The following is a 1,875-nucleotide window of genomic DNA, read 5'->3' as shown; positions in this document are numbered from 1 at the left end:
GCTGTCGTCATCGTGTGCCTGTTTTTATTGCTTTTTGTCGTTATTTTGGGATTCCATGTCGACAAATGACTAATCGTACCCATGCCTTTGCAGAGTGTTCCGTGGATGGAGGCCAAACCTGGAAGTTAGTAGATTTGGGCGGGGAGCCTGCTGAGGTAACAGAAATTCGGCCTGACTTCCAGACCATCAAAAGGTTCACTGGTTCTGGCACTGAGTTTAAGAGGCAAGGAGATCTCCTGCGGGGTCTTCTGGAGGGCGCTGATTTAGCGCAACAGCAAACTCTGGCTGAAGCCTGTGGCATAAGTCTTGAAGAACTGAAGGAAGCCCATGAGGCAGGCTGTGAATCGCCAATTCCCCATCTAAGTCCTTTCGCAATGGTAGAGAACCTTTGGAAGAGAAAAGATTTAGCCGGTTTTTCCATGGGCGTTTCAATCCTGGAGTCGCTGGAGACCGAGGCATTGGGCTTTAAAGAAAAGGAATTGATCGGTGTTGTGGAAGACTACGATCGGCGTGCCTCCAGACCGATGTCGGAGGCAGTCAAACAAATCTTGTCCAACAGTGATCAAGATCAGGTTACTGAACAACTCAGGGTATTGCACTCCAAAATGATTGTTCAGGGCGGAGCATGCCCTCTGCAGTGGTTGAGTTCAATAATGAATGTTCTGCAAAACAGTGACCTGACCAGGCCTCCGGTTATTGAATTTGCCAAAAAGGCCCTGGCATCGGATTGGCTGGATCCAGTGCCGAACAGTTTAAACGATTTTAAAGGGGCTCGTAAACTCCATGAGCTATTGATGCGTCTGCAAGTTGTCGATGAATTGAAGGTTGCAGCAAGCCAGTGCCTGAAAAAGTGGTATGGGGAATTATTGTCCGGAGAAAAAAATTGCGTGACCTGGCAGAGGGCATATAAAAAACGTCAGCAGAGAAAAGATAATGCCTTGCTCGTCTCTCAATGTCATGAAGGTTTTTCGCGATGTCTTGAAGGCCAAATCGTCAGCTCATCTGTAAAGAACGACTGGACGGACGAACCTGAGGGCATTCCGAGTATAGAGCGAATGCTGGTGCGCCACCCTGCATTTTCGAAGTTAATCTCGGGCGCGGCGAAACACCGTCCGGTGATTATCATGGAGCAGCCTTCCTGGGGCGATTTCTGGCTAAGAACACTGCTTGATGAAAAGGTCGAAACTCTGTTACAACGAATCGCTGAGAACCGCTCAGACTTGAAGCGCAGATTGGAACAAATCAATCAAGAGTACACAACGAGAAAACAACTCGGAGCTGCTCTGACAGAATTGCTGAGAGATCGCGACAAAGCCATGATTCATATTCTAAATGTAGCTATGAAAGAAGAATATCATTTGCTTAAACCAGCTTTGGAAAATGAATATGAGAAAAAAAGGTCTGCAACCATAAGCCGTTACGAATCCACTCTAAAGCCCCTTAGGCTGTCATTCGGGGAGAGAAAAACTGTGGATGATTTAAAAGAGAAATGCAGGAAAGCGATTCAGCAGGCCTTCAGCCATTATCTGTATGGGGTAACACATTCGAAAGGCGGTTACTTAACATATTGCTGGGTCGATGCTGAAATACCAGAAGGTGGGGAGAAACACAGCTACGGCGCTCATGACCCATCCTCACCAGAAGAGCTGCATGCCATGATGTCTGCAATCAGTAGCTCTTCCGGGTTTCAGGAATCTGTTAATAATAACTACTTGCGGCAGGTACACAACGCCAATAACGCTCTGGTGCTCAAATCCGACGAGCTGACAAACATTGCCGCAGAGTTTATAAGCAGCATGAATTTGGATTCACTTTATGACTCACTAGCAGCCTGTCGGACCTAAGCGTCCGTAGCGAGGATTGCAAGAAATTGAG

The 1,875-nt window shown here is 47.2% G+C and carries 1 protein-coding gene; it reads left to right on the top strand.

The window, feature by feature from the left end; genetic code table 11:
• On the top strand, positions 1-1,844 hold a 1,844-nt coding region (locus KDK18_RS03185; protein ID WP_257253157.1), incomplete at its 5' end, for a transglutaminase-like domain-containing protein.
• Positions 1,845-1,875 lie beyond the last annotated feature (31 nt).

The organism is Endozoicomonas sp. SESOKO3, assembly GCF_024606255.1.
This window is presented reverse-complemented; position numbering and strand designations above follow the sequence as displayed.